This is a genomic window from Sphingobium sp. LSP13-1-1.1, from assembly GCF_040676415.1.
Lineage (GTDB): Bacteria > Pseudomonadota > Alphaproteobacteria > Sphingomonadales > Sphingomonadaceae > Sphingobium.
Map to the genome: position 1 here is coordinate 105,469 of NZ_JBEGHU010000089.1, position 24,406 is coordinate 129,874.

Sequence of the window (24,406 nt, forward strand, 5' to 3'; positions counted from 1 at the left end):
CAAAATCGCTTCTAGGAAAACGCCATCAATTCACCGCCACATTCATGGGATCGAGCAGTCATGACCTATCAGCAGGAAATCACGAAGGCAGGCACCATCATCGGGGGTCAGGGCCATTGGGACGGCATCGCGGCCGAATCGGTCGCCCGGATGCGTCTCCAGAACCGCTTCCACACCGGCCTCGACATCGCCCGCTACACCGCCGGCATCATGCGCCGCGACATGGCCGCCTATGATGCCGATCCGGCGAACTACACCCAGTCGCTTGGCTGCTGGCACGGGTTCATCGGTCAGCAGAAGATGATCAGCATCAAGAAGCATTTCGGCACGACCAAGGGCAGATATCTCTATCTTTCCGGCTGGATGGTCGCGGCGCTGCGCAGCGAATTCGGCCCGCTGCCCGACCAGTCGATGCATGAGAAAACCAGCGTCCCCGCGCTGATCGAGGAACTCTACACCTTCCTGCGCCAGGCCGATGCCCGCGAACTGGGCATGATGTTCCGCGACCTCGATGCCGCCCGCGAAGCCGGCGACGAAGTGAGGGCGCAGAAGATCAGCCACGACATCGACAATTACGAGACCCACATCGTCCCGATCATCGCGGACATAGACGCCGGCTTCGGCAATGCCGAGGCGACCTATCTGCTGGCCAGGAAGTTCATCGAGGCGGGCGCATGCTGCATCCAGATCGAGAACCAGGTCTCGGACGAAAAGCAGTGCGGCCACCAGGACGGCAAGGTCACGGTGCCGCATGAGGACTTCCTCGCGAAGATCCGCGCGGTCCGCTACGCCTTCCTGGAGCTGGGGATCGACGACGGCATCATCGTCGCCCGCACCGACTCGCTGGGCGCCGGTCTCACCAAGCAGATCGCCTACAGCAAGGAAGATGGCGACCTGGGCGACCAGTATAACAGCTTCCTCGATGTCGAGGAGGTCACGGACATCAACACGCTGCGCGGCGATGTCGTCCTGGCCCGCGGCGGCAAGCTGTTCCGTCCGAAGCGGCTGCCGTCCAACCTGTTCCAGTTCCGCTCCGGCACCGGAGAGGATCGCGTCGTCCTCGACTGCATCACCTCGCTCCAGAACGGCGCGGACCTGCTGTGGATCGAGACGGAAAAGCCGCATGTCGAACAGATCGCGGGTATGGTCGACCGCATCCGCCAGGTCGTGCCGAATGCGAAGCTGGTCTACAACAACTCGCCGTCGTTCAACTGGACGCTGAACTTCCGCCAGCAGGTGTTCGACGCATGGACCGCGCAGGACAAGGATGTCAGCGCCTATGATCGGGCGAAGCTGATGAGCGCCGATTATGACGCGACGGAGCTGGGCCGTGAGGCTGATGAGAAGATCCGCACCTTCCAGAGGGATGCGGCGGCGCGGGCCGGCATCTTCCATCACCTCATCACCCTGCCAACCTATCACACTGCCGCTCTGTCGACCGACAATCTTGCCAGGGAATATTTCGGTGAGGCAGGAATGCTGGGCTATGTCGAAGGCGTCCAGCGCAAGGAAATCCGCCAGGGTATCGCCTGCGTCAAGCACCAGAACATGGCCGGTTCGGACATTGGCGACGACCATAAGGAATATTTCGCGGGTGAAGCGGCGCTGAAGGCGGGCGGCACCCACAACACGATGAATCAGTTTGCAGCCTAAAGGCTGCGGAGGGAATCAGTTTGCGGCCCTGAAGGCTGCTGAACGATCCGGGTCGCGGGGGTGCAGTTCCCGCGATCAGGGTGGAAGGACTTGACGACCCGGAGCTTCGTGCTCCGGGTCGTTTTTTTATAAGGCCAGCTTGTGAAACCCTCGCCGGTTCCGGGTTTCGCATTCGGGCGGGCGGGGCTATTGCGGTTCCGCGTTCACCGGAGGAGCCGATGCCCTACACCCTCATCACCGCCAACCGGAATTATTCGAGCTGGTCGCTGCGCCCCTGGGTGCTGATGAAGGCGCTGGCCATTCCCTTCAGCGACCGGATGGAGCCTTTTGCCGCTGCCGAAAACTACGTCGCTTTCCGTGAATTTTCTCCCACGGGCCAGGTGCCGGTCCTGATCGATGGGGACAGGACGGTGTGGGATTCGCTGGGCATCACCCTTTACCTGGCGGACAGGCATGCGGAGGTCTGGCCAAGGCAGGAGGCGGCGAGGGCCTGGGCGCAATCGGCCGTGGCGGAAATGCATGGCGGCTTCGCCACCCTGCGCAATGATTGCCCGATGAATGTCGGCGTGCGAGTGGAGCCGCATTTGCCTTCGCCCGCACTGAACCGCAACATCGCCCGGCTGACCGAATTGTGGGAGGAAGGACTGTCCCGTTTCGGCGGACCATTCCTGGCCGGACCCGCCTTTACAGCCGTCGACGCCTTTTATGCGCCGGTCGCTTTTCGGGTGCGGACCTATGGCCTCAACATCGGCCAGACGGCGCTGGGCTGGGTCGGGCATATGCTGGCGCTGCCCGCCATGCGGGAATGGGAAAGCGCGGCGCTTGCCGAAACATGGCGCGAGGAAAGCCATGAAGCGGAGCTTGGAGCGGCCGGGCGCATCGTGGCGGACCATCGCGCCGCCTGAGCTGCGACTGGCCGAGAGCCGGGCTGGACGCTAGGTGCGGCCGATTATCTCCCACAACAGCAAAAATTGGCTGCTTTTACCCTTTTCCCTTCCCCTGTCTGGGTCTAGGGGAAATCATTATGGTCAAGCCCAGCACCCTTTACGAGAAGATTTGGGACGCGCATGTCGTCGAACGCCGTCCCGATGGAACCTGCCTGATCTATATCGATCGCCATCTCGTGCATGAGGTGACGAGCCCCCAGGCGTTCGAGGGGCTTCGGCTTGCCGGTCGCAAGGTGCGGCGGCCTGACCTGACGCTGGCGGTGCCGGATCACAATCTGCCCACCACAGCGCGACGCGACGCGGCGGGCCACCGCATTCCCATTGCCGATCCGGAAAGCGCGCAGCAGTTGGCGGCGCTGGAACGGAACGCGCCGGAATTCGGCGTCCGCCTGATCGGCGACGCGGATCCCGAACAGGGCATCGTCCATGTCGTCGGGCCGGAACAGGGCTTCACCCTGCCTGGCACCACTCTGGTCTGCGGTGACAGCCACACCAGCTCGCACGGTGCGCTGGGCGCGCTGGCCTTCGGGATCGGCACGTCGGAGGTGGAACATGTGCTGGCCACCCAGACGCTGCTGCTCAAGCAGTCGAAGACGATGGAAGTCGTCGTCGAGGGCGAGTTGGGCTATGGCGTCACGCCCAAGGACGTTGCGCTGGCTATTTGCGGGCGGATCGGCACTGCCGGCGGCACCGGCTATGTCATGGAATATCGCGGATCGGTGTTCCGCGACATGTCGATCGAGGGACGGCTGACCGTCGCCAACATGTCGATCGAGGCCGGCGCGCGGTCCGGCCTGTTCGCGCCCGATGAAAAGACCTTTGCCTATCTGAAGGGCAGGCCGCTGGCACCCAAAGGTGCCGACTGGGATGCTGCCGTCGCCTATTGGAAGACGCTGGCGACCGATGAAGGCGCCGTATTCGACAAGAGCGTCGTCATCGATGCCGCCGACATCGTGCCGAACGTCACCTGGGGCACCAGCCCGGAGGATGTTGTGCCGGTGACTGGCGTGGTACCCGATCCGGAGAGTTTCGCGGACGCGTCCAAGCGGGCGGCCGCGCAGAAATCGCTTGATTACATGGGCCTTTCTGCCGGACAGCGGATGGAAGATGTGGCGATCGAGCATGTCTTCATCGGCAGTTGCACCAACAGCCGTATCGAGGATTTGCGCGCCGCAGCCGACCTGCTCAAGGGACGCCGCATCGCCAGCGGCATCAAGCATGCGATGGTGGTTCCCGGCTCCGGGCTGGTCAAGCGTCAGGCGGAGGCCGAAGGTCTCGACCGCATTTTCACCGAGGCCGGGTTCGAATGGCGGGAGCCGGGCTGCTCCGCTTGCCTGGGCATGAACCCGGACAAGGTGCCGGCCGGGGAGCGCTGCGCCTCCACCAGCAATCGCAATTTCATGGGTCGGCAGGGGCCGGGGTCGCGGACGCATCTCGTCTCGCCCGTCATGGCCGCTGCCGCCGCCGTCACCGGACATCTCACGGACGTACGCGAACTGATGAGTGAAAAAAGGGGAGAGGCGGTCGCATGAAGAAGGTATTCTGGCTGCTGGCGCTGGGCGCGCTGGCGAGTGCTGCCATGGCGGCGACCCTGGGACGCGCGGAAGATACGCCACGCCCGGCGAGCAAACAGGCGGATTGATGGAAAAGCTGAATATCGTCGACGGCCGGGCCTATCCGTTCGGGATGAAGAATGTCGACACCGACATCGTCATCCCGGCGCATTGGCTCAAGACCATTTCGCGGGCGGGCCTGGGCAGGGGCGCTTTCGAGGTGTTGCGCAAGGAGCCGGGCAATGTCTTCGATGATCCTGAATATGCGGGCAGCCCGATCCTGATCGCGGGCGACAATTTCGGGTGCGGGTCCAGCCGCGAACATGCCGCCTGGGCGCTCGCCGACCTGGGCATCAAGGTCGTGATCGCGCCCAGCTTCTCCGATATTTTCTCCGGCAACGCATTCAAGAACGGCATTTTGACGGTGGTCCTGCCGCAGGAGGCAATCGACCGGTTGATGGATGTTGCCCGCACCGACCCCATCCATGTCGACCTGGAACATCAGACGGTCACGACGCAGTTCCAGGATCGCTTCCAGTTCGAGATCGACCCGTTTCGCAAACACTGCCTGCTTGGCGGTCTGGACGAAATCGGGCTGACGCTGGGACAGGCGGACACCATCAGCGCATTCGAGGCAAAGGACGCCGGCACGCGCCCCTGGCTCGTCCCCGCCGTTGCGTAAGCGTCCCGATCTTCCTATTTCGGATCGATGATCCATTTCACCTCTTACAGGGTACAGGCATGACTACCTTCGACGACCGCGAAAAGGCCTTTGAAAACATGTTTGCGCATGACCAGGAGATGCAGTTCCGCATCCAGGCGCGGCGCAACCGGCTGCTGGGCGAATGGGCGGCGGCGAAGATGGGCCTGACGCCCGAAGAAACGGACGCCTATGCCAAGGCCGTCGTGCAGGCTGATTTCGAAGAGGCGGGCGACGAGGATGTTATACGCAAGCTGCTGGGCGACATGACCCAGGCCGGCATCGACATCGACGAAGCGGGCGTTCGCGCCGCGCTGGACGAGCAGCAGGTCATTGCCCGCCGCATGTTCATCGAAGCCCAATAAGCGTCAGGAACCTTTCGCCATGCCGATGGCCGCCGATGACATTGCCGACATGATCCGCGCCGCCATCCCCGATGCGCAGGTGGAGATCACCGATCTTGCGGGCGACGGGGACCATTATGCGGCGAAGGTCGTGGCAGAGAGCTTTCGGGGCATGAGCCGCGTCGCTCAGCAGCGGGCCGTCTATGCCGCGTTGGGCGGGCGCATGGGCGGTGTGCTCCACGCCTTGCAACTGACCACTGCCGTCCCCAATTAACCGCCATCATATTGAGCGCGCCGGATTGGCGCCTGACAGGAATGGATCAGATAATGACCGACGCCGTGCAGCAGCGGATCGCCGACATCGTCAACGGCAATGATGTCGTGCTTTTCATGAAGGGCACCCCGCTGTTCCCGCAATGCGGCTTTTCCAGCCGCGCCATCGCGATCCTTGAACATCTGGGCGTCGCTTATGAAAGCGTCGACGTCTTGCAGGACCAAGGGGTCCGTCAGGGCATCAAGACCTTTTCCGATTGGCCAACCATTCCCCAACTTTATGTGAAGGGCGAATTTGTCGGCGGCAGCGACATCATGATGGAGATGTACGAGGCTGGCGAATTGCAGCAGCTGATGACCGACCAGGGCGTCGCAGCGGCCAACTGAACGCCTTTTATTAGCATGCTGAATGGGCGGTCCGGTCATCCGGGCCGCTTTTTTCATGCTTGTGACGCGGGTTGACGTTCGGCGTTGGGCTGGGAAAACCGGGTGGGAGGATGCGGCGGAGACTGGTGCCGCATCCTCCCGGGTAGTCGAACGATCGGGTATGAGGCTGGAAACGCAAAGCCTGTGCCAGCCAGCGGAAATCGGCCCTTAGCGCGCTGTCTGAGGGTTAATGTCCATGAAGCTGATCCATAGAATGTAAAATATGGCGACAGTCCGGGGAATGGCTTGACTACAGATGTAATCAATGCGATTACATCTGTAGTCGATTCTGGTACGGATGAACCCTGTGAGCGAGAAGATCAGCGAGGCCGAACTGGTGGTGATGGAGGCGCTGTGGGCACGCGCGCCCCAGACCGCCGCCGACGTGGCCGAGCGGGTCGCCGCCGGGCGCGAGTGGAGCGTCCAGACCGTCAAGACCCTGCTGTCCCGGCTGATGTCCAAGGATATCATTGCTGCCGATCAGGATGGCCGCCGCTTTTTATATCGCCCGCTCGTCGCGCGGGAGGAGTATGTTGCAGGCGAGTCGGGGCGGTTCGTGAACCGGCTGTTCGGCGGGCGCGTGTCGCCTCTGGTGGCGCAGCTTGCGAGCCAGGACCAGTTGACGGCGGAGGATATCGCCGAGCTTGAGGAAATCCTGAAAGGGTTGAAATCATGAGCGTCTGGATCGCAGAAACGCTGATCGCGACTACCCTGTTGATGGCGCTGGTCATGCTGCTGCGGCGACCGGTTGCGCGCTGGCTGGGTGCAAAGGCGGCCTATTGGCTTTGGCTGCTGCCGCTTGCCCGCATGACCTTGCCCGCTTTGCCGCGGGGAGTCGCCAACCCTTCGCCCTTGCAGCAGGCGGCCGATCAGGCGGGCTTGCCGACCCTGCTGGATCCGGCGCCGGTGACGCTGCCCCTTCAGTCCGGATCGGGCATTCCCTGGCTGGAGATCGCCGTTTCGCTCTGGCTGCTGGGCTTCGTCCTTTTCCTGATGGTGCAGGCGATCGGCTATGTCCGCTTCCGCCATTTCATCCTCAATGGAGCGACGCTGATCGGCGAGGAGGGTCGCATCCGCATCGTCACCAGCCCGAAGGCGGGCGGACCGCTGGCCTTCGGGCTTATCCGTCCTGTCATCGCGCTGCCCGCCGATTTCGCGCTGCGGTTCGACCCGCAGGAGCAGGCGATGGCGATCGCCCATGAGCGCGCCCATCATCAGGGCGGAGATCTGGCCGCCAACATGGTCGCATTGCTGCTGCTGGGCCTGCACTGGTGCAATCCGATCGCCTGGGCCGCCTATCATGCCTATCGCGCGGATCAGGAGCAGGCTTGCGATGCGCGGGTGCTGTCGCTCCATGGCCGGGATCAGGCGCATGCCTATGGGCGCGCCATCCTGAAGGCTGCCGGAGGTCGCCGGTTCGCCGGCGCCTGCCATCTCAATCGCATAACCGCGCTGAAAGGGAGGCTGAAAATGCTGTCTGCCCATGAAATGTCGCTGTGCCGCATCAGTTGGGGCATGGCGGCGGTCGCCCTCGTGACCGCGGCGGGCCTGGCCCTGACTGCGTCCGGCACCCGGGCGGCGCGACAGGTCGCCGCGATCACCGACAAGGTGGAAGCGATGAATTTCGGCAGGCTCGCCGATCTGGTTGCCCAGCCTGCTTCGGCCAGCGAGATCGCCCCATCCCAGACGCCGAAAATCGCCGCCGCAGCCCAATCACAATCCCCTGCCGGACAAGCCGGGGAGACGGCATCGCTGCCCTCGGCTCCGCCCGCTCCTCCCGCTCCGGCTGCGCCCGTGGCCGATGTGGCGCCGCCGGTCCCGCCCGTTCCGCCGTCGCCTCCCACCGCCCTGGGCGATGAGGGCGAACGCGTCATGTCCCATGCCATGCCGAGCGAAGCGGAAATCCGCCGCAAGATACCGAATGTCGACATCGCCAATGGTTGCGAGAACGGCAAGAGCGTCAGTCGGCAGGAGACGGTGGACGCCGATGGCCGCCGCCACATCCGTGTCCGGATTTGTCAGGACCAGATAGAGGGGCAGGCCAACCGCGCTGCCCGCGCAGGATTGATCGCGGCCCGCGCCCAGATCGCGGCGGCGGCCCGGATGTCGGACAAGATCCGCGCCGAAGTCTTGCGCGATCTGGACAAGGAGATTGCGCAAATGGACGGGGAGGAGTGAGTCAGGCCTGACTGAAGCGGGGCCTGATTGGGGCAGGTGCGAAGCCAGGAAGCGGAATGCGCGACCTGCATCGGATTTGACGCAGCGTGCCCCATATCCGTTGTTCAGACCGCCACAATCTCCGGCAGGATGGCGTCGAGCAGCAGCATTCCGGCCGGGTCGATGCGAAGCCGCTGCCCGTCCTGGCGGATCATGCCATGCCCCGCAATCCGCGCGATTGCGTGCCTGTCGACCAGCATGTCGACGGGCAATCCCGACAGGCGCGCGATACGATCCAGATCCACGCCTTCGGCAAGGCGCAGTCCCATCAGCAGCGCTTCCCTGGCCCGGTCGCGGCCATCAAGCGGTTCCTCGCCTTGCAGGCCGTGGCCGTTGCGCGTTACGGCGCTCATCCAGTTTTCCGGCTTCCTGTGGCGCAGCGTCGCCAGTCCGTCGCGCCGGCCATGCGCGCCGGGCCCGACGCCGACATAATCGCCATAGCGCCAATAGGTCAGGTTATGCCGGCTTTCCTGTCCGGGCCGGGCGTGGTTGCTGATCTCATAAGCCCTTATGCCAGCGGCGGCCGTCATGGCCTGCGTCTGTTCGTAAAGATCGGCGGCATGGTCCGGATCGGCCGGGTTCAGCTTGCCCTGCGCCACCAGCGTCGCGAAGCGGGTGCCCGGTTCGATGGTGAGTTGATAGAGCGAGAGGTGGTCGGTGCCGAAGGACAGTCCGCGCGCCAGTTCGCTCTCCCAATCCGCCAGACTCTGATCGGGACGGGCATAGATCAGGTCGAAATTCACCCGGCCGAAGGTCGACTGGGCGACCTCCAATGCCGCCAGCCCCTCCCGCACGTCATGCGCGCGGCCGAGGAAATGCAGCGCCTCATTCTCCAGCGACTGAAGGCCCAGCGATACGCGGTTTACGCCAGCCGCCGCCAGGTCAGCGAATCGGGCGGCCTCGACCGAACTGGGATTGGCCTCCAGCGTGATTTCGATGTCGCTTGTCGGCCGCCAATGGCGGGTTGCCGCGTCGATCAGCGCGCCGACAATGTCGGGCGGCATCAGCGATGGCGTGCCGCCGCCGAAGAAGATGGAAGAAAGCCGGCGGCCGCCGTTCAGCGCGGCTTCATGGGCCAGATCGCTCAGCAACGCCGCACGCCAGGCATCGCCGTCGATGCTGGCCCGGACATGGCTGTTAAAATCGCAATAAGGACATTTGGAAACGCAAAATGGCCAATGCACATATAAGGCTATGGGCTCATCGGCCGCATTGTCGGGACTGAGAAGGGCGGGGGACATGATTGGAGGCGTTCTTAGGCGGCTTTGGCCCGCGCGGCCAGAGCGATTTCCAAGCGATCGGAACCGATCGCTGGTCAAGAAATCGCGGAAAACAAGGAAACCAGAGCGGCGATCTGATTCAATCGGATCGAAACCCGCTCTAGCGCTGCTGGGCCTGCTGGCGACAGCGGCGGCGCAGGGCGATGCGGAGCCGTCATCAAGGATGCGGCAATTGCCGCCGGCAAGGCCAGCCTCCTATTACGGGCTGGAGGAAGCGGACCGGGACGACCGCCTGATGCAGGACGTCGTGCTGGGCATGCAGAATGAAGAGCGGGAATCGCTGGGGCTTGCGCCATTGGCCTGGGACAGCGCCCTGGCCGCTGATGCGGCCCGCTATGCGCGGCAAATGGCGCAGACCAATATTTTCCGCCATTCCGCCCGTTCCAGCCGTACCATTCCGAGCGGCGAAAATCTCTGGATGGGGTCGCGCGGCCTTTATGATTATCAGCTGATGGTCGGCTCCTTCCTTGATGAGAAGCGCTGGTTCCGGCGGAGCGGCAAGCTGCCCGATGTCAGCGTCACCGGCCGATGGGAGGATGTCGGCCATTATACCCAGATCATCTGGCGCGGCACGCGCAAGGTCGGCTGCGCCCTGGCGGAGGGGCAAAGCTACGATTATCTGGTCTGCCGCTATTATCCGGCGGGCAATGTCTTCGGCCGCAATCCCCTGGACAAGGATGACGGCCTTCAATCCTGACCGGATCGCGCCCGTCCGGGGCAGCCGGGGGGTGTCAGCCGTTCGCGAAGGCCAGCCTATCTATTGACGATACTGTTCCGCCGCGGCGCAGGCGAGCTGGTCGGCCCGTTCATTTTCCGGGTGGCCGGCATGGCCCTTCACCCATTGCCAGGTCACCTTGTGGCGGGCAGCGGCCTTGACCAGTTCCTGCCAGAGTTCCGCATTTTTGACCGGCTTCCTGTCGGCCGTCTTCCAGCCGTTCTTCTGCCAGCCGAAGACCCATTTGGTGATGCCGTCCATCACATATTTGCTGTCGGTATAAAGGGTCACCTGGCATGGACGCTTCAGCGTTTCCAGGGCCTGCATGGCCGCCATCATCTCCATGCGGTTGTTGGTGGTCAGCGTTTCACCGCCGGAAATTTCCTTCTCCGTCTCGCCAAAGCGCAGCACCGCGCCCCAGCCGCCGGGGCCGGGATTGCCCTTGCACGCGCCGTCAGTGAAGATCTCGACCTGCGGAAGGGCGCTCATGCGCCGAGCAACATGGCCGGGTCGGCATCGGCGTAGAATTCAAGGCGACGCAGATAGGCGAGCGGATCCTTGCGCGTCACCAGCGCATCGGCGGGCGTATTGATCCAGTCATAGGCGCGCGTCAGCAGGAAGCGGAGCGCCGCGCCGCGGCAGAGGACAGGGAAAGCGTCGCGTTCGGCTTCGGTCAGGCCGTGCGTTTCGCGATAGCCGGCGCCGAGCGCCGCTGCCCGATCCCCGAACCATGTCGCGCCGTCATTACTGAACACCCAGGCACTATGCGTGACGGCCAGATCATAGGCGCGGATGTCGGTGCAGCTGAAATAGAAGTCGATGAGGCCCGTCACCTGGTCGCCCAACATCAGCACATTGTCGGGAAAGAGATCGGCATGGATGACGGAGCGGGGCAGGTCTGCCGGCCAATGGGCGTCGAGAAAAGCGAGTTCCTCCGCCACGCGCGCGCCCAGCCCAGGCGCGATCTGGGCGAAGTCCGCGCCGCATCTGGCGGCCAGCTCATGCCAGCCGGGGAGGTCGAGGGCATTGCGGCGGGTGCCGGCGAATCCCTCCGCCGCGCGGTGCATCTCGCCCAGCGCAGCGCCTGCCGCCCGGGCCTGGCCCACGGTCGGCTCCGTCACGGAGATGCCGGTCAGGAATTCGATCAGGCAGGCCGGGCGTCCGGCGAGCTGTTGCAGCCGCTTCCCCTGCCGATCCGCGATGAAACGGGGCACCAGGCAACCGCGTGCGCCCAGATGGTCGAGCAGGTCCATGAAGAAGGGCAGGTCCGCCTCATCCACCCGCTTTTCATAAAGGGTGAGGATATAGCGGTGGCCCTGCCCGTCCGGGCCGGTGGTTTCGAGCAGATAATTGCTGTTTTCCACCCCTTCCGCGATGCCCTTGGCGGAGACGAGGTGTCCGGCGTCGTAGCGGGTGAGGAAAGCGTCGATCTGTTCGGCGGGAACCTGGGTATAGACGGCCATGGATCTACGCGGCCTCCAGTCCGCGGGGGAGTTTGAAGGCAACGCTTTCCCGCGCGGTTTCGACCTGTTCCTCCAGCACGGAGAATCGTTCGCTGATCCGGTCGACCACTTCGCGCACCAGAACCTCGGGTGCGGAGGCGCCGGCGGTGAGGCCCAGCGTGCCGACGCCATCCAGCCAGGCGAAGTCGATCTCGTCGGCGCGCTGGATCAGTCGGGCCGGCGTCCCTTCGCGCTCGGCCACCTCCACCAGTCGCAGGGAGTTGGAACTGTTGGGCGCGCCGATCACGTACACGGCGTCGCAACGGGCGGCGATCGCCTTCACCGCGGCCTGCCGGTTGGAGGTGGCGTAGCAGATATCCTCGCCCTTGGGCGCATGGATCGCCGGGAAGCGGCGCTGGAGCGTGGCGACGATCGCTGCGGTGTCGTCCACCGACAGGGTCGTCTGCGTCAGGAAGGCGAGATTGTCCGGATCGGCAGGGGTGAAGGCTTCGGCATCCTCCACCGTTTCGACGAGGGTCATATGGCCCGGCTCTACCTGGCCGAAGGTGCCGATCACCTCCGGATGGCCCCGGTGCCCGATGAAGAGGATATGGCGCCCCACCTCCACCTGCCGTTCGGCCTGGCGATGGACCTTGCTGACGAGCGGGCAGGTGGCGTCGAGATAGTCGAGTCCGCGTTCCTCCGCCCTTGCCGGGACCGTCTTGGGCACGCCATGGGCGGAAAACACCACGGGTACGCCTTCGGGAACCTGGTCCAGTTCCTCGACGAAGATCGCACCTTTCGCCTTCAGCCCGTCGACCACATATTTGTTATGGACGATCTCATGGCGGACGTAGACAGGTGCGCCATATTTCTCGATCGCCCTTTCGACGATGACGATGGCGCGGTCGACACCGGCGCAAAAGCCTCGCGGGGCGGCGATAAGCAGCTTCATGGGCGGAAGGGCGGTCATGCCCGCCGCTTAGACCAATGCGGCTTTGGTGGAAAGCCGCTTACTTGCGGTGCTGTGCAGTTTGAGTTGCGTGGGGGACGGGCTATGGATAAGAAGCCCAACGCCTGTTCCCAAGGGATTGCCTGTGACCTTTTCTCGATTTGCGCTGACCGGAATGATCGCCATGGCCCTTGCGGGCTGTTCCCAGCGGGGCGAAATCGATCCCACGGGCGGCATCGTGGCCGTGCGCTCGGCCTGTCCCGTGGCGGCGATCCCGGCGCAGACCGGCGACGTCACGCTGTTCAACCCGGCGGGCAGCACGGATGCCCGCGCGATCGACGTGGTGGCGGAAATCACCAATCTGCGCTCGACCTGTTCGGACGGGGACCAGCTTTATACCGAGGCGACCTTCACCGTGAACGCCCGCCGCAGTGACGCGAGCGCGGCGCGGCAGGTGACGCTGCCCTATTATTCCGCCGTTGTGCGGGGCGGCAACGCGGTCGTCGCCAAGCGCGTGGGCCAGGTGGTGCTCGATTTCCCGGCCGGGCAATATCGCGCCACCGCGACCGCCAAGGCGGGTTCCTATGTGAACAAGGCTGCCGCGACATTGCCTGCCGACGTCCAGCGCAAGATCACGGAAAAGCGCAAGGCCGGCGATGCCGATGCCGCGATCGACCCCTTCGCGCAGCCGGAGGTCAAGGCGGCCCTGCAGCGAACCAGTTTCGAGCTGCTCGTGGGTTTCAACCTGACCCAGGATCAGCTCCGTTACAACGCGACCCGCTAAGCTCAGTTCATTTCCCCGTTCGGGCCGAGCTTGTCGAAGCCCTTGTTTCTTCTGAAAGAGGGCGACCCTTCGACAGGCTCAGGGTGAACGGGTCCTGGTAGAAAGTTCGCCCCAGTGTCTCTTTACAACCGTTTCACCGCCCATCTCGACGCCGTGCTCGACGCGCTGGAGGCTGACGGCACGCTGCCCACCGGTCTCAACCGCAAGCCGGTGACGGTCGAACCGCCGCGTGATCCGGGTCATGGCGACCTTGCCACCAACGCCGCCATGGTGCTCGCCAAGCCAGCCGGCAGCAATCCGCGCAGCCTGGCGGAGAAGATCGTCGCGGGGCTGGAAAAGCTGGACGAGGTCGAGGGCGCGTCCATCGCCGGACCGGGCTTCATCAACCTGAAGCTGACCGACGCCACCTGGCGCGCGGAGCTGGCCGCCATCCATGCCGAGGCGGAGGATTATGGCCGTTCCTCGACCGGGGAGGGCGTGACCGTCAACGTCGAATATGTGTCCGCCAATCCGACCGGCCCCATGCATATGGGCCATTGCCGGGGGGCGGTGGTGGGCGACGCGCTCGCCACGTTGCTGGAACATGTCGGGCACAAGGTGATCCGCGAATATTATATCAACGATGCCGGGGGGCAGGTCGACGTGCTCGCCCGGTCGGCGCATGTGCGCTACCGCGAGGCATTGGGCGAAGCGGTGGGAGAAATTCCCGAAGGCCTTTATCCCGGCGATTATCTGGTGCCGGTGGGCCAGGCGCTGGCCGCCCAATATGGCGACAGATATGTGGGCGCGCCGGAGGGCGAATGGCTGGTGCTGTTCCGCACCCAGGCGGTCGCGGCGATGATGGAGATGATCCGCAGCGACCTGGCGCTACTGGGTATTCATCACGACATCTTCTCTTCCGAGGCCGAGTTGCAGGCAGCGGGCAAGCCCGAAGCGGCCGAAAAATGGTTGCGCGCGCATGACCTGGTCTATGACGGCGTGCTGGAAGCGCCCAAGGGCGAGACGCCCGAGGATTGGGAGCCGGTCGAGCTGCCGCTGTTCCGTTCGACGAAATTCGGTGACGACCAGGATCGCCCGATCAGGAAGTCCAACGGTAGCTGGACCTATTTCGGCGCCGACATGGCCTATCATTACCAGAAGGCGCAGACGGCTGACCAGTTGATCGACATCTGGGGCGCGGACCATGGCGGCACGGTGAAGCGCATCCAGGCGGCGGTCGCCGCGCTGACCGAGGGCAAGGCGCGCTTCGACGTCAAGCTGATCCAGATGGTGCGCCTGCTGCGCGACGGCGAGCCGGTGAAGATGTCCAAGCGGGCCGGCAATTTCGTGACGCTCGCCGATGTGGTCCGCGAAGTCGGCAAGGATGTGGTCCGCTTCACCATGCTGACCCGCAAGGCCGATGCCCAGATGGACTTCGACTTTGCCAAGGTGGTGGAGGCGTCGAAGGACAATCCCGTCTTCTACGTGCAATATGCCCACGCACGCATCAGTTCGCTGGGACGACGGGCGGAAGAGGCGGGGATCGCCCTGCCTGCGCCCGACCTGTCCCGCCTTGGGACGGAGGAATTGGGGCTGGTGAAGCTCGCCGCGCAGTTCCCGCGCGTGGTGGAAGGGGCAGCTTTGGCCCGTGAGCCGCATCGTATTGCATTTTATCTCAATGACTTGGCATCTGCCTTCCATAGCTGGTGGAATCTCGGCAACGACAATCCGCAGGCGCGGGTCATCCTGACGGATGATCCGGCCACTACTTCCGCGCGGCTTTTCTTGAGCCGGGGAATCGGGCAGATCATCCGTAACGGGTTGGCGCTGATGGGCGTTGCGGCCCTGACCGAGATGCAATGACCGGCGGAGTTTGATCGAGATGGGCGACTATGCGCGGGGAAGGCTGGACCTGGACGATGAAGAGCGTCTGCCCTGGCTGGAGCCCGCCATCGAGGATGAGGAGGAGCAGGGGCTCTCGCCGCTGCGGCTGCTGGGCTTCATTCTCTTTGGCCTGGTGCTGATCGGCGCTGTCGTCGCGGGGGTCTGGCTGATCCAGAACCGGACCGGCGGCGCCAGGGGCGAAGGCAAGCTGATTGCCGCGCCCGCCGGGGACTACAAGATTCCCGCCAAGGAAGCCGACGCCAAGAAATTCGATGGCGAGGGCGATGCCAGCTATGCCGCGAGCGAGGGCGTGGCGCGCGACGGGCGAATCGACCCCACCCGCGTGCCGGAGGCGCCGATCGTGCCGACCGGATCGGCGGACAATGCGCGCCCCGCCGTGAAGGGCAAGCCGGCGCAAAGCGTCACGGCGCGGGTGACGGATGAGACCAGCGCCAGGCCGGCGGCAGCGGCGGCGCGGCCCGCAGGCGGCGGCATGATCCAGCTTGGCGCCTATGGGAACCAGGCATTTGCCAAGGATGCGTGGAAGCGTTTGTCCAAGCGTTTTACCTATCTGGAGCCGTTGCCGATGTCGATCGAGCAGGCGGAAGTGGGCGGCAGCACGGTCTATCGCCTGCGCGCCGCGGCAGGCGGGCAGGCCAGTACGCTTTGCGGCAAGCTCAAGGTCGCGGGCGAAAGCTGTATGGTGGTCAATTAGGGGCGAAGGGCGATCTGGTTTGAAGGGCCCCATCGCGACCGTTTCGTTCGGCCCTGAAGCCACTGAGCTTCCTATCCCGCAACCAATATTGGGAAATCACGCCGCAAGGCCGGAATAACCCCTTCGACAGGGCTTCTTTCACCCGCTACCATCGCTTCGCATGAAACCCGTTATCTTTGGCCTTTGCGGTGAGACCCTGACATCCGACGAACGCGCCTTTTTCGCGGAGGCCGATCCGGCGGGTTACATTCTCTTCCGGCGCAATATCGTGGATCGCGCGCAGCTTCGCGCCCTGACCGACGACCTGCGCGCGCTGCATGGTCGTGACGATCTGCTCATCATGATCGATCAGGAAGGCGGCCGGGTGGCGCGGATGCAGGCGCCGGTCTGGCCCAGCTTCCCTCCCGGCGCGCTGTTCGACAGGCTCTATGAGATAGCGCCGTCCAGCGCCATTGCCGCGGCCCGGGCCAATGCACGGGCCATTGCCGCGACCCTGGCGGAGGTCGGGATCACGGTCGATGCGCTGCCGTTGCTCGACGTGCGGCAGGATGGGGCGAGCGACATCATGGGTGACCGTACCCTGGGCGCAGAGCCGATGCGGGTCGCGGCCTTGGGAAGGGCCGTGATCGAAGGGCTCGCCGAGGAGGGCGTGGTCGGCATCATCAAGCACATGCCGGGTCATGGCCGCGCGATGGTCGACAGCCATCATGAACTGCCCATCGTCACGGCCGACGAGGATGCGCTGGCGATCGACCTGGCGCCCTTTCAGGCGTTGAAGGACGCGCCCATCGGAATGACGGCGCATGTCGTCTACACCGCCTGGGACCCGGACCTGCCGGCCAGCCTTTCGCCTTCCGTGATCGACACGATCATCCGTGGGCGGATCGGTTTCGACGGGCTGTTGATGTCCGACGATCTCGACATGAAGGCGCTGAAGGGCAGCATCCCCGAACTGGCGGCGGCAACGGTTGCGGCGGGTTGCGATCTTGCCCTCAACTGCTGGGGGCGGATGGACGACATGGTGGGCATTGCGGGCCTGCTGCCGGAGATCGGCGTGGAGGCCAGGGCAAGGCTGGACCGGGCGATGGCGTCGAGGCGCGCCGTGCCCGACGGTCCGCCGCTGGACGAACTGCTCGCCACCCGCGACGCGCTGCTGGCCATGGTGCCGGCGTGAAACGGTGCGCTGACGGGCGGAACGTGCCGCTTTGACGATGGAGGATTTCTTCACCCCCGCCGCAGCGCCCAGGCCGGACACGCTGACCGTCAGCTTTGAAAGCTGGGAAGGGCCGCTGGACCTGTTGCTGGCTCTGGCGCGGACGCAGAAGGTCGATCTGCGCGAGATCTCCATCCTTGCGCTGGTCGAACAATATCTTGCCCATATCGAGGGCGCGCGGAAGCTGAAGCTGGAACTGGCGGCCGACTATCTGGTGATGGCGGCTTGGCTGGCCTATCTCAAATCCTCGCTGCTGCTGCCCAGGGAGGCGCAGCCCGAACCCGGCCCCGAGGAATTGGCGCTGCGGCTGCAATTGCGGCTCCAGCGGCTTCAGGCGATGCGGGAGGCGGGTGCCCGGCTGATGGCGCGCGACCGTGTCGGCCGCGACGTGTTTGTCCGGGAAAAGCCGGAGGGCTTGCGCCTCGTCCGCAAGGCGAAATGGGCGGCCAGCCTGTTCGAACTGATCCAGTCCTACGGCCAGGTCCGCGCGCGGACGCAGCCAGTGGTGCATATGGTCGCGGTCCGGCCGGTCATGACCCTGGACGAAGCGATACAGCGTGTCGGCACCTTGGTGGGGGCGGCGATCGACTGGACCGCGCTTGAAGCCTTCCTGCCAGGCGGGCAGGATGGGCCAATGGCACGATCGGCGCTGGCCAGCAGTTTCGTCGCCGCGCTGGAACTGGCGCGGCAGGGGCGGCTCGAAATCCAGCAGGAAGGCATTTTCGAACCCATTTTCCTGCGCGCCGCCGTGCCGGAATCGACTGCGGGGCGCCTGTTGTGATCGAGGAAGAGGATGATTTCCTTCGCGCGGTGGAGGCCGTGCTGTTCGTGTCGGAACAGCCGCTGGCCCCGGCGGAGATCAGGCTGCATGTGGGGGAGTCGGGCGATCTGCCTGCCGCGCTTGCAAGCTTGAGCGCGCATTATGCCGGGCGCGGCGTCAATCTGGTCGAACGGGGCGGACGCTGGCATTTCCAGACGGCGGCCGACCTTTCTCATATTCTTCGTCGGGAAAAGGACGAGACGCGCAAGCTGTCGCGTGCCGCCATGGAAACGCTGGCGATCATCGCCTATCATGAACCCGTCAGTCGCGCCGAGATAGAGGGCATTCGCGGCGTTCAGGTGGCGAAAGGCACTCTGGACGTGCTGATGGAGGCAGGGTGGATCAGGCCCGCCGGGCGCCGGGAGGTGCCGGGACGGCCCCTGATCTACGTCACGACGGTGGAATTTCTGTCGCATTTCGGCCTTGGCAGCCGCCGGGACCTGCCCGGGATCGACGATCTGCGGGCCGCCGGCCTCCTGGATCCGGTCGATTTGGCGCTTGAGGGTCTGGGCGCCCAATCCGTTGTGGAAAATGATGAGGAAGACGCCTAGATCATGCTTGGTCCATTAGGGCCAAAACATGATCTGCGGGTTTTGTTTGCCGTGATTTCCAGGCTGTGAAATGGTTCCATTTCAGTCGAAATCACTCTAGATGAGACGCAGTTTCAGGAGTGTGTTCAAATGGGTTCCTTTTCGCTGATGCACTGGGTCATCGTTCTCCTGGTGGTCATGCTGCTGTTCGGCGGTGGCCGGATCTCCGGCTTGATGGGCGACGTTGCCAAGGGCATCAAGAGCTTCAAGAAGGGCATGGAGGAGGACGATGTCCCGACCAAGCCCGCCACGCGCATCGAGGGTCATCGCGTGCCCGAACAGGACGCGCCCACCTCAACGGAAGAAAAGACCAAGGCCTGATCTTTCCTTCTGCCGGGGCTGTAGGCACGCATGTTTGGTATCGATTCGTCTGAATTTCTGGTGATCGTCATCATCGCGGTGATCGTCATCGGTCCGAAGGACCTGCCGCGCGCGCTCTACAAGGTGGGGCAGATCGTGGGCAAGGCGCAGTCCATGGCGCGCCATTTCCGTACCGGCATCGACGCGATGGTTCGCGAGGTCGAGCTGGAGGAGCTGGAAAAGAAATGGGCCGCGCAGAACAAGCGGATCATGGATGAGCATCCGCCGGAAACCGTGCGGCCTGAAATGACTGGCTCTGAAATCACCGGGCCTGACAGCATCGGCGAAAGCGAAGCCTTGCCGGCGCCGGCCGCATCCACATCATCCGGGGACGTCCCGCCCTTCGTCGCCGAAGCTGCCCCTGCCAGTGAAGCGCCGCCCCATATCGCCCGGCCGGCCGCCGAGGGTCCGCCCTATGTCGCGCAGGAACCGGCGCGGAAGGGTGATGCGGCCGCATGAAGGATATCGACGACAGCAAGGCACCGCTGCTTGACCATCTGATCGAGCTGCGTGGACGGTTGCTCAAATGCGTCTATGCGCTGTTCATCACGGGCGCCATCTGCTTCTATTTCTCCGAACAACTGTTCGCGATCCTCGTCCATCCGCTCAAGGAAGCCTTTGGCGACGGTGGTGGACGGCTGGTCTATACCAAGCTCTATGAGGCCTTTTTCGTTCAGGTGAAGATCGCGGTTTTCGGCGCCTTCTGCCTGTCCTTCCCGATCATCGCGAACCAGCTCTGGGCCTTTGTCGCACCGGGGCTCTACGCGAAGGAAAAAAAGGCGCTGCTGCCCTTTATCATCGCGACGCCTTTCCTGTTCGCCATGGGCGCATCGCTTGCCTATTTCGTGGTGATGCCCACGGCTTTCCACTTCTTCCTCGAATTTCAGGGGAACAGCAGTGGATTGCAGGTGGAAGCGCTGCCGAGTGCGGACAGCTATCTGGGGCTGGTGATGCAGTTCATCCTCGCCTTTGGCATCAGTTTCCTGATGCCGGTGCTGCTGATGCTGCTCAACCGGGCCGGTTTTGTCAGCCGGTCGCAACTGATCGGTTTGCGGCGCTACATGATCGTTGCGGCTTTCGTGCTTGCCGCGGTCCTGACTCCGCCTGACGTCGTTTCGCAACTCATGCTCGCCGTGCCGCTGCTGGCGCTTTACGAAATCACCATCATCGCCATCTGGTTCACTGACAGGAAGCGGGTGAAGGATATGGCTCCCGGCGAAGCAGCCGACGCAGCAAGCTGAAGGGAAAAAGGCTCGCGGCGAAGCGAGCCTTTCCAATGATCAGTTTGCGGCGTTTTCGACTGCCTGGCCGGCGCTTTGCACGTCCTTGCCGGCGCCCTCGACCGTGTTGCATGCCGCGACCATCAATGAACCTGTCAGCAAAAGCGCGGCTAATATCTTCCTGGTCATCATCATCTCCTCTTGAGAGCCTTTGTCCTGCGTTGCCGGCAGGACATGGTTCAACCGGGGCTTATGCCGGTGACCAGGAAACAACCCGCCGGTCGGCAAAGCGTTCCGAAAGCGAAAATATCTCTGATTTGCGTGGATTGCCCTGAAAAGTTCTGAGCCCGGAACGCGTCGGGGGGGGGAGATGCGTTCCGGGCTCATGTTTTTTTGGATAGCAAGAGCGGGGGGCAAAAGATTTGCTATCCGCAGTGCAGAACCATCGGAGGCGGCATTCGGTTCCGCAGGTCGGGAAAAATGTTCGGAAATTTATTTCAAATTATTTCAAAGACTTAAATGGTTTCCGCCATGGAAACCGTAAAAAATCCGGACTGCCTTGCAAAAAAAGGTGCGGCGATCAGATCAATGGACGCCCGCTGTTGCGATATTCGGGCCTGATGCCGGATTGCGGCAGGCTGGTTCCCGGTACGGGCAGGGGCGGCGCAATCGCACTGACGGGCGGTGAAGGCGTGATGGTTGTCACAGCCGAAGCGGGCAAGGGAGCGTCCGCCTTCCAGACAGAGCGAGCAGGCCCTGACTGCGTCTCCCGCCCCATATAGGCCATGCGGAAGGCGGCGGCCGTGCCGTCCGCGCCGGGCGGACGGTAGAAGATATGCGCACCGATCACGGCTACGGGCCGCATCGCGCCGGCCCATTCGGGTCGCACGGCCAGGGTATGATAATAGGTGGCGAGGCCGACGGGCCGATAGACCACGCCTGAAAGCGCCTGGGCGGCGATGCGGCGCGCGCGGGCCCACCCAGCGGTATCCGCCACGCGCATCATGGAACCATCGCAACTGAAGGTGAACTGGCAGCGATAATCGGTGCGTTCAGATCCCTGGTAGATGACGCCGCAGACGCTTTTGGGCCAGGCGGGATTGCGGACGCGATTCAGGACGACTTGCGCCACGGCGCGCTGCCCTTCCTCCGGCTCGCTGCCCGCCTCATAATAGATGGCGGACGTCAGGCAGTTGAGGGCCCGATAGCTGTCGAGCGCCGTCAGGCCGCGAAAGGCCATGGTGGGGGCGGCCTGCACGGCGTCAAGCCCCAGCACATGCTCGCTTTGCAGCGTGGCTGCGCCGGGGACGGGATCGAAGGCGCCCTGGGCGAAGAAGAAGGCTGATCCGGGGAAATTCTCTCCGGGCTTCTCGGCAGGATCATCCTGCGCCTCGCGGGCGGCCAGCAGGTCCAGCGGCGCTGCGGTGATCAGGCGAGGCGCTGCGAGCGCGAGCAGCACAAGCATGACGGCGACGCCATGCCTTGCCGCCGTCCAAAGGCCTTTCAGACCCCTTTTTTCGCTGAAAATCCGCATGCTGGCGCTCCTCATAGGGGAAAAGCCTTGCCAGTTCCTCTGCGGAATCGCGCCTGTCCCGCTCTGGGACGATGGATGATGCAAGGCTTAACGCGGGTGCCGACAATCGTGACTTTCGCGCGGTCATCAATCCGTTGCTTGGCAAGCGCGTGTCTGGTCCGCTATGCGGAGGCGATGCTGGTTCAGAAAGATAGTCTCGCCCTGATTGGCAACACGCCGTTGGTGCGTCTTGCCGGCCCGTCGAAAGAAACGGGTTGCGACATTTACGCCAAATGCGAATTCGCCAATCCCGGCGCTTCGGTGAAGGATCGCGCGGCGCTGTTCATCGTCAATGACGCCGAGGAAAAGGGGCTGTTGCAGCCCGGCGGCACGATCGTCGAAGGTACGGCGGGGAATACCGGCATCGGATTGGCGCTGGTGGCAAATGCCAAGGGTTACAGGACGATCATCGTCATGCCCGAGACGCAGAGCCGCGAAAAGATGGACACGCTGCGGGCGCTGGGGGCGGAACTGGTGACGGTGCCGGCCGCGCCCTATTCCAATCCCGGCCATTTCGTCCACACGTCCCGGCGGCTGGCGGAGGAGACCGAAGGCGCGATCTGGGCCAACCAGTTCGACAATATCGCCAATCGCAAGGCGCATATCATCGGCACGGCCGAAGAGATCTGGACGCAGATGGATGGGCAGATCGACGGCTTCACCTGCGCGGCGGGCACGGGTGGGACGATCGCCGGCGTGGGGCTGGGCCTGAAGGCGCATGATGAGAATATCACCATTGCGCTCAGCGATCCTCATGGCGCGGCGCTCTACAATTATTATGCCCATGGCGAGTTGAAAGCCGAGGGGTCTTCGGTGGCCGAGGGCATTGGGCAGGGGCGCATCACCGCCAATCTGGAAGGCGCGCCGATCGATACGCAGTTCCGCATTTCCGATGAGGAAGGGTTGCTCTGGGTGCGGCGTCTGCTGGCCGATGAAGGGCTGTGCCTGGGCCTGTCATCGGGCATCAATGTCGCGGGCGCGGTGGCGCTTGCGAAGCAGCTTGGGCCGGGCAAGCGGATCGTCACTATCCTGTGCGATACCGGATTTCGTTACCTTTCAACGCTTTACAACCGCGAGTGGCTCGAATCGAAGGGCTTGACTGTCTTCCCCTGGCTCGCGCACACTCGTTGAGCGCCGACAAGGGTCGCGGCGGCGAGAAAAAAGAGCGCTTCATGGCTGAAACACCCCGCCAACAGGAAGGGTTGCAGCGTGTCCAGATAGGCCTGACCGGGCTTGCGGGCGTGGTGTTGCTCGTGGGTCTGGCGAATATCGTGATCGACAAGGCACGGGTCGATGATCCGACGGTGCCGCCGCCGACCGTTCCCACGCTGGACGTGAACGCGGTGTCGCCCAAGGAGCCTCTGGCGGAACTGGGCGTGCAGCCCGCCCCGGAACAGGCGCCGATCGTGCCGGACCTGCAACCGGACCCCAATCTCAAGAAACCCATGGATCGTGAGATTCAGCCGGCTTCGCGCTGAGCCGGCGGCGTCGGCTTGAAGGCTGCCCTGCGGACATTTCTGCTTCTGCTTGCGCCGGGCCTGCTGGTGCTGCTTGGCGGGCTGGCATCGCTGTTGCGCACCGGGCAGGTCGATCCCCGCGGGTGGATGGCTCCGGCATTGCTGTTGATCCCGGCGGCGGCTCTGATCGGGAGGCGCCGAACGGAGGGCGCCGTCTGGTGGATCGGGTTGGGGACGGTTGGGATGGTGCTGTCCTGCCTGTTCCTGGCGGCCTGGCGCGTGCCGGCCTTGGTGCCGCTGACCTGGTTGCTTGCGGTGGTGCTGGTGGCCGTGATTGCAGGATTGATGTTGCGGGCTCCTGCAACGGCCGGGGCAGGGCGGATCGCCGGGGCCGGCCTGGCCTTGCTGGCCGTGGCAATGTGCTGGCTCGCCAGGGATCCCCCCGTTCAGCCAGCGACCCATCTTCCCAAAATGGCTGTGATCACCGGCCTGCCGCTTTTCTGGCGCGGCGAGGCCAAAGTGGATGCTCCCATCATTACCGTCCTTCGCCAGCGGTTCGACGTGCGGCCGCTCGATTCTCCGCTTTCGCTCGAAACCAGCGGGGCCAGGACGCTCCTGCTGGCCCAGCCGCGGGCTTTTTCAATGGCCGAACTGGTGGCGCTGAACGCCTGGATCAGCCGGGGCGGCAGGGCCTTGCTGCTGGTGGATCCTGAACTGCATTGGCCGATGGAATTGCCATTGGGTGACCGGCGGCGGCCGCCAGCCATCACCCTGCTTGGGGCGATGATCGAATATTGGGGCGTCAAACTCATGCCGCCCGAGGCGGGGGAAAAGCGCCATTTCCTGGGAGACGGCCGGGTGCTCACTTTGTATGCGGCCTCCGGTTTCAAGGATGCGGGATCCGACTGCCGCATCATCGGGCGTGGACTGGTGGCGCGCTGCGGCGTGGGCAAGGGCAGCGTGACCATGGTCGCGGACGCCGACCTTGTCGATGACCGGCTCTGGCTGGCGGATCCCGCTGCGCCGCTTGAACCGGAGCAGTGGACCGCTGATACCCCGCAATTCGTCGCGGATGCACTGGGCGCCACGCTTCCGGCCGGGCGGCGCTGGGTGCGGTCGGGCGACGCCCTGGTCACGGCCGTCCGCTGGGCGGTGATCGTCGGGATTTTCTGGGCAGCCTTGGGAACGGTGCTTTTCAGGCCGTATCGGAAGGCTCCTTCCGCCCCTTCTTCACCACAGTTTGACCAGCCAACGCTCCTCAAAGACGGTTAATTACCAGAACAAAACAGGATTTCCCGGCTTTTCCCAA

The 24,406-nt window shown here is 64.0% G+C and carries 28 protein-coding genes; 22 read left to right on the forward strand and 6 right to left on the reverse strand.

The window, feature by feature from the left end:
* Nucleotides 1–60 precede the first annotated feature (60 nt).
* The 9 genes from MRBLSP13_RS22100 to MRBLSP13_RS22140 all read left to right on the forward strand — a co-directional run bounded on the left by MRBLSP13_RS22100 (nt 61) and on the right by MRBLSP13_RS22140 (nt 8,074).
* Nucleotides 61–1,653 (forward strand): isocitrate lyase, encoded by a 1,593-nt coding sequence (locus MRBLSP13_RS22100; protein WP_363739148.1) that lies wholly within the window; start codon nt 61–63, stop codon nt 1,651–1,653.
* Nucleotides 1,654–1,871: 218 nt separating this feature from the next.
* On the forward strand, nt 1,872–2,558 hold the full coding sequence (locus MRBLSP13_RS22105; RefSeq protein ID WP_363739150.1) for a glutathione S-transferase family protein: 687 nt from the start codon (nt 1,872–1,874) through the stop codon (nt 2,556–2,558).
* Between the two features lie 119 nt (nt 2,559–2,677).
* A complete protein-coding gene (gene leuC, locus MRBLSP13_RS22110; protein ID WP_363739152.1) occupies nt 2,678–4,132 on the forward strand; it encodes a 3-isopropylmalate dehydratase large subunit in 1,455 nt (484 codons plus the stop codon).
* Nucleotides 4,133–4,241: 109 nt separating this feature from the next.
* Complete coding sequence (gene leuD, locus MRBLSP13_RS22115) at nt 4,242–4,835, forward strand: 3-isopropylmalate dehydratase small subunit (RefSeq protein WP_363739154.1); 594 nt, start codon at nt 4,242–4,244, stop codon at nt 4,833–4,835.
* 59 nt (nt 4,836–4,894) lie between these two features.
* Entirely contained in the window at nt 4,895–5,218 is a 324-nt protein-coding gene (locus tag MRBLSP13_RS22120; RefSeq protein ID WP_025546988.1) for a DUF1476 domain-containing protein, read from the forward strand.
* Between the two features lie 19 nt (nt 5,219–5,237).
* On the forward strand, nt 5,238–5,471 hold the full coding sequence (locus MRBLSP13_RS22125; protein ID WP_056683730.1) for a BolA/IbaG family iron-sulfur metabolism protein: 234 nt from the start codon (nt 5,238–5,240) through the stop codon (nt 5,469–5,471).
* A gap of 53 nt (nt 5,472–5,524) precedes the next feature.
* A complete protein-coding gene (gene grxD / locus MRBLSP13_RS22130; protein WP_363739157.1) occupies nt 5,525–5,857 on the forward strand; it encodes a Grx4 family monothiol glutaredoxin in 333 nt (110 codons plus the stop codon).
* A gap of 337 nt (nt 5,858–6,194) precedes the next feature.
* Nucleotides 6,195–6,572 (forward strand): BlaI/MecI/CopY family transcriptional regulator, encoded by a 378-nt coding sequence (locus MRBLSP13_RS22135; protein WP_363739159.1) that lies wholly within the window; start codon nt 6,195–6,197, stop codon nt 6,570–6,572.
* Complete coding sequence (locus MRBLSP13_RS22140; protein WP_363756648.1) at nt 6,569–8,074, forward strand: M56 family metallopeptidase; 1,506 nt, start codon at nt 6,569–6,571, stop codon at nt 8,072–8,074. Before MRBLSP13_RS22135 ends, MRBLSP13_RS22140 begins: the two co-directional genes overlap by 4 nt.
* Before the next feature lie 104 nt (nt 8,075–8,178).
* Here the strand turns inward: MRBLSP13_RS22140 and hemW are convergent, their stop codons facing one another.
* Entirely contained in the window at nt 8,179–9,354 is a 1,176-nt protein-coding gene (gene hemW / locus MRBLSP13_RS22145; RefSeq protein ID WP_363756650.1) for a radical SAM family heme chaperone HemW, read from the reverse strand.
* Between the two features lie 202 nt (nt 9,355–9,556).
* On the opposite strand from hemW, the gene MRBLSP13_RS22150 reads away from it, so the two are divergent.
* Nucleotides 9,557–10,090, forward strand: a complete 534-nt coding sequence (locus MRBLSP13_RS22150; protein ID WP_363739165.1) for a CAP domain-containing protein — start codon at nt 9,557–9,559, stop codon at nt 10,088–10,090.
* A 60-nt stretch (nt 10,091–10,150) separates the two neighbouring features.
* Here the strand turns inward: MRBLSP13_RS22150 and rnhA are convergent, their stop codons facing one another.
* The 3 genes from rnhA to ispH are packed head-to-tail and all read right to left on the reverse strand — an operon-like array spanning nt 10,151 to nt 12,523.
* Complete coding sequence (gene rnhA / locus MRBLSP13_RS22155) at nt 10,151–10,597, reverse strand: ribonuclease HI (RefSeq protein WP_133653687.1); 447 nt, start codon at nt 10,595–10,597, stop codon at nt 10,151–10,153.
* A complete protein-coding gene (gene thrB / locus MRBLSP13_RS22160; protein WP_363756652.1) occupies nt 10,594–11,571 on the reverse strand; it encodes a homoserine kinase in 978 nt (325 codons plus the stop codon). Before thrB ends, rnhA begins: the two co-directional genes overlap by 4 nt.
* A gap of 4 nt (nt 11,572–11,575) precedes the next feature.
* Nucleotides 11,576–12,523, reverse strand: coding sequence for a 4-hydroxy-3-methylbut-2-enyl diphosphate reductase (gene ispH / locus MRBLSP13_RS22165; RefSeq protein WP_363756654.1), 948 nt, complete (start codon nt 12,521–12,523; stop codon nt 11,576–11,578).
* A 154-nt stretch (nt 12,524–12,677) separates the two neighbouring features.
* Between ispH and MRBLSP13_RS22170 the strand changes: the two genes are divergently transcribed.
* The 9 genes from MRBLSP13_RS22170 to tatC all read left to right on the forward strand — a co-directional run bounded on the left by MRBLSP13_RS22170 (nt 12,678) and on the right by tatC (nt 20,088).
* Nucleotides 12,678–13,286, forward strand: coding sequence for a hypothetical protein (locus MRBLSP13_RS22170; RefSeq protein WP_363739273.1), 609 nt, complete (start codon nt 12,678–12,680; stop codon nt 13,284–13,286).
* A 114-nt stretch (nt 13,287–13,400) separates the two neighbouring features.
* Nucleotides 13,401–15,128 carry an arginine--tRNA ligase gene (gene argS / locus MRBLSP13_RS22175; protein ID WP_363756656.1) on the forward strand — a complete coding sequence of 576 codons (1,728 nt, stop codon included), beginning with the start codon at nt 13,401–13,403 and terminating at the stop codon, nt 15,126–15,128.
* A gap of 19 nt (nt 15,129–15,147) precedes the next feature.
* On the forward strand, nt 15,148–15,864 hold the full coding sequence (locus MRBLSP13_RS22180; protein ID WP_363739275.1) for an SPOR domain-containing protein: 717 nt from the start codon (nt 15,148–15,150) through the stop codon (nt 15,862–15,864).
* Between the two features lie 160 nt (nt 15,865–16,024).
* On the forward strand, nt 16,025–17,038 hold the full coding sequence (gene nagZ / locus MRBLSP13_RS22185; RefSeq protein ID WP_363756658.1) for a beta-N-acetylhexosaminidase: 1,014 nt from the start codon (nt 16,025–16,027) through the stop codon (nt 17,036–17,038).
* 37 nt (nt 17,039–17,075) lie between these two features.
* Nucleotides 17,076–17,858, forward strand: a complete 783-nt coding sequence (locus MRBLSP13_RS22190; RefSeq protein ID WP_363756705.1) for a segregation and condensation protein A — start codon at nt 17,076–17,078, stop codon at nt 17,856–17,858.
* Nucleotides 17,855–18,448: an SMC-Scp complex subunit ScpB gene (scpB, locus tag MRBLSP13_RS22195; protein WP_363756660.1), complete on the forward strand. Its 594-nt coding sequence runs from the start codon at nt 17,855–17,857 to the stop codon at nt 18,446–18,448. Before MRBLSP13_RS22190 ends, scpB begins: the two co-directional genes overlap by 4 nt.
* A gap of 129 nt (nt 18,449–18,577) precedes the next feature.
* The gene (locus tag MRBLSP13_RS22200; RefSeq protein WP_363756662.1) at nt 18,578–18,808 is read left to right on the forward strand and encodes a twin-arginine translocase TatA/TatE family subunit; all 231 of its coding nucleotides are present in this window, start codon (nt 18,578–18,580) and stop codon (nt 18,806–18,808) included.
* A gap of 30 nt (nt 18,809–18,838) precedes the next feature.
* Nucleotides 18,839–19,306 (forward strand): Sec-independent protein translocase protein TatB, encoded by a 468-nt coding sequence (gene tatB / locus MRBLSP13_RS22205; RefSeq protein ID WP_363756663.1) that lies wholly within the window; start codon nt 18,839–18,841, stop codon nt 19,304–19,306.
* Nucleotides 19,303–20,088 carry a twin-arginine translocase subunit TatC gene (gene tatC, locus MRBLSP13_RS22210; RefSeq protein ID WP_363739178.1) on the forward strand — a complete coding sequence of 262 codons (786 nt, stop codon included), beginning with the start codon at nt 19,303–19,305 and terminating at the stop codon, nt 20,086–20,088. The genes tatB and tatC overlap by 4 nt, the downstream gene beginning before the upstream one ends.
* A 39-nt stretch (nt 20,089–20,127) precedes the next feature.
* On the opposite strand, the gene MRBLSP13_RS22215 is transcribed toward tatC, so the two are convergent.
* Both MRBLSP13_RS22215 and MRBLSP13_RS22220 read right to left on the reverse strand, forming a co-directional pair.
* Nucleotides 20,128–20,256, reverse strand: coding sequence for an entericidin A/B family lipoprotein (locus MRBLSP13_RS22215; RefSeq protein ID WP_025546951.1), 129 nt, complete (start codon nt 20,254–20,256; stop codon nt 20,128–20,130).
* A 391-nt stretch (nt 20,257–20,647) separates the two neighbouring features.
* On the reverse strand, nt 20,648–21,601 hold the full coding sequence (locus MRBLSP13_RS22220) for a cell wall hydrolase (protein WP_414714741.1): 954 nt from the start codon (nt 21,599–21,601) through the stop codon (nt 20,648–20,650).
* A 174-nt stretch (nt 21,602–21,775) separates the two neighbouring features.
* Here MRBLSP13_RS22220 and MRBLSP13_RS22225 point away from each other — a divergent pair, with 174 nt between their 5' ends.
* Genes MRBLSP13_RS22225 through MRBLSP13_RS22235 form a run of 3 tightly spaced genes read left to right on the forward strand, consistent with a single transcriptional unit; the run spans nt 21,776 to nt 24,369 of the window.
* Nucleotides 21,776–22,771 carry a cysteine synthase A gene (locus MRBLSP13_RS22225; protein ID WP_363739281.1) on the forward strand — a complete coding sequence of 332 codons (996 nt, stop codon included), beginning with the start codon at nt 21,776–21,778 and terminating at the stop codon, nt 22,769–22,771.
* 41 nt (nt 22,772–22,812) lie between these two features.
* Nucleotides 22,813–23,118 carry a hypothetical protein gene (locus tag MRBLSP13_RS22230; RefSeq protein WP_133653697.1) on the forward strand — a complete coding sequence of 102 codons (306 nt, stop codon included), beginning with the start codon at nt 22,813–22,815 and terminating at the stop codon, nt 23,116–23,118.
* 15 nt (nt 23,119–23,133) lie between these two features.
* Entirely contained in the window at nt 23,134–24,369 is a 1,236-nt protein-coding gene (locus MRBLSP13_RS22235) for a Gldg family protein (RefSeq protein WP_363739181.1), read from the forward strand.
* Nucleotides 24,370–24,406 lie beyond the last annotated feature (37 nt).

Excerpts from the sequence above, each read along its gene's own strand:
- MRBLSP13_RS22170 (WP_363739273.1), top strand. The coding sequence starts at position 12,678 with ATGATCGCCATGGCCCTTGCGGGCTGTTCCCAGCGGGGCGAAATCGAT.
- tatB (WP_363756663.1), top strand. The coding sequence starts at position 18,839 with ATGTTTGGTATCGATTCGTCTGAATTTCTGGTGATCGTCATCATCGCG.
- MRBLSP13_RS22220 (WP_414714741.1), bottom strand. The coding sequence starts at position 21,601 with ATGCGGATTTTCAGCGAAAAAAGGGGTCTGAAAGGCCTTTGGACGGCG.
- MRBLSP13_RS22225 (WP_363739281.1), top strand. The coding sequence starts at position 21,776 with ATGCTGGTTCAGAAAGATAGTCTCGCCCTGATTGGCAACACGCCGTTG.
- ispH (WP_363756654.1), bottom strand. The coding sequence starts at position 12,523 with ATGACCGCCCTTCCGCCCATGAAGCTGCTTATCGCCGCCCCGCGAGGC.
- MRBLSP13_RS22150 (WP_363739165.1), top strand. The coding sequence starts at position 9,557 with ATGCGGCAATTGCCGCCGGCAAGGCCAGCCTCCTATTACGGGCTGGAG.
- MRBLSP13_RS22230 (WP_133653697.1), top strand. The coding sequence starts at position 22,813 with ATGGCTGAAACACCCCGCCAACAGGAAGGGTTGCAGCGTGTCCAGATA.
- MRBLSP13_RS22180 (WP_363739275.1), top strand. The coding sequence starts at position 15,148 with ATGGGCGACTATGCGCGGGGAAGGCTGGACCTGGACGATGAAGAGCGT.
- MRBLSP13_RS22100 (WP_363739148.1), top strand. The coding sequence starts at position 61 with ATGACCTATCAGCAGGAAATCACGAAGGCAGGCACCATCATCGGGGGT.
- MRBLSP13_RS22135 (WP_363739159.1), top strand. The coding sequence starts at position 6,195 with ATGAACCCTGTGAGCGAGAAGATCAGCGAGGCCGAACTGGTGGTGATG.
- MRBLSP13_RS22190 (WP_363756705.1), top strand. The coding sequence starts at position 17,076 with ATGGAGGATTTCTTCACCCCCGCCGCAGCGCCCAGGCCGGACACGCTG.
- leuD (WP_363739154.1), top strand. The coding sequence starts at position 4,242 with ATGGAAAAGCTGAATATCGTCGACGGCCGGGCCTATCCGTTCGGGATG.
- MRBLSP13_RS22200 (WP_363756662.1), top strand. The coding sequence starts at position 18,578 with ATGGGTTCCTTTTCGCTGATGCACTGGGTCATCGTTCTCCTGGTGGTC.
- MRBLSP13_RS22120 (WP_025546988.1), top strand. The coding sequence starts at position 4,895 with ATGACTACCTTCGACGACCGCGAAAAGGCCTTTGAAAACATGTTTGCG.
- nagZ (WP_363756658.1), top strand. The coding sequence starts at position 16,025 with ATGAAACCCGTTATCTTTGGCCTTTGCGGTGAGACCCTGACATCCGAC.
- leuC (WP_363739152.1), top strand. The coding sequence starts at position 2,678 with ATGGTCAAGCCCAGCACCCTTTACGAGAAGATTTGGGACGCGCATGTC.
- thrB (WP_363756652.1), bottom strand. The coding sequence starts at position 11,571 with ATGGCCGTCTATACCCAGGTTCCCGCCGAACAGATCGACGCTTTCCTC.
- hemW (WP_363756650.1), bottom strand. The coding sequence starts at position 9,354 with ATGTCCCCCGCCCTTCTCAGTCCCGACAATGCGGCCGATGAGCCCATA.
- tatC (WP_363739178.1), top strand. The coding sequence starts at position 19,303 with ATGAAGGATATCGACGACAGCAAGGCACCGCTGCTTGACCATCTGATC.
- MRBLSP13_RS22105 (WP_363739150.1), top strand. The coding sequence starts at position 1,872 with ATGCCCTACACCCTCATCACCGCCAACCGGAATTATTCGAGCTGGTCG.
- grxD (WP_363739157.1), top strand. The coding sequence starts at position 5,525 with ATGACCGACGCCGTGCAGCAGCGGATCGCCGACATCGTCAACGGCAAT.
- rnhA (WP_133653687.1), bottom strand. The coding sequence starts at position 10,597 with ATGAGCGCCCTTCCGCAGGTCGAGATCTTCACTGACGGCGCGTGCAAG.
- MRBLSP13_RS22125 (WP_056683730.1), top strand. The coding sequence starts at position 5,238 with ATGCCGATGGCCGCCGATGACATTGCCGACATGATCCGCGCCGCCATC.
- MRBLSP13_RS22215 (WP_025546951.1), bottom strand. The coding sequence starts at position 20,256 with ATGACCAGGAAGATATTAGCCGCGCTTTTGCTGACAGGTTCATTGATG.
- MRBLSP13_RS22140 (WP_363756648.1), top strand. The coding sequence starts at position 6,569 with ATGAGCGTCTGGATCGCAGAAACGCTGATCGCGACTACCCTGTTGATG.